This is a genomic window from Vibrio sp. 1727, from assembly GCF_033344415.1.
Lineage (GTDB): Bacteria > Pseudomonadota > Gammaproteobacteria > Enterobacterales > Vibrionaceae > Vibrio > Vibrio alginolyticus.
Genome location: NZ_JAWPOT010000480.1, coordinates 1 through 581, shown reverse-complemented (window position 1 = coordinate 581; position 581 = coordinate 1). Strand labels below are relative to the sequence as shown.

At 50.1% G+C, this 581-nt stretch carries 1 pseudogene; it reads right to left on the bottom strand.

The annotated features are described in order from the left end of the window. Nucleotides 1-581 (bottom strand): annotated as a pseudogene (locus R8O10_RS26470) (ribonuclease E); the annotation flags it as partial.

Here is a 581-nt window from a genome sequence, read left to right as displayed (position 1 = left end):
CATTGCTGCAGAGGCGCGGTTTGTTGCCACTTGGCTACCAGCACCTTTAGCTTGGTAGCGTTCAGCTTTAAACGGCGCTGCGGCTACTTCGATTTCACGTAGTTCTTGAGGACCAGGTGCTTTTGTCATTGGTGCGCTAGCTCGTGGCTTAGCAACAACGTTGATAACTTCAGCTTTCATCTCTGGCGCTGCTACTGGAGTTTCAACGGCAACTTCTGTTGCTGCTTCTTCCACAGTTTCTGCAACGACTGGCTCTTGAACCGGAGCTTCTTCAACAACTGTTTCTGTTGTTGCTTCCGCAACAGGTGCTTCAGCCACTTCAACGATCGGCTCTACAGGAGCTTGATCAACCGCTACTGGCTCTGCCTTTTCAGGCGCTACAGCTTCAACAATCGGTGATTCAGCTTTAGCTTCTACTGTTTCTTGAACTTTAGGTTCAACAACAGGTGCTTCAGCTACCGCTGGTTGCTCACGACGGATGATGACTTTACCCATTGCCATTTCAGGGCAAGCAAAACCACCTTGCATAGCAGGTGCAGTTGCAATTGCCACAACCGCTTCTTCCTGAACTCGCTCTTCCT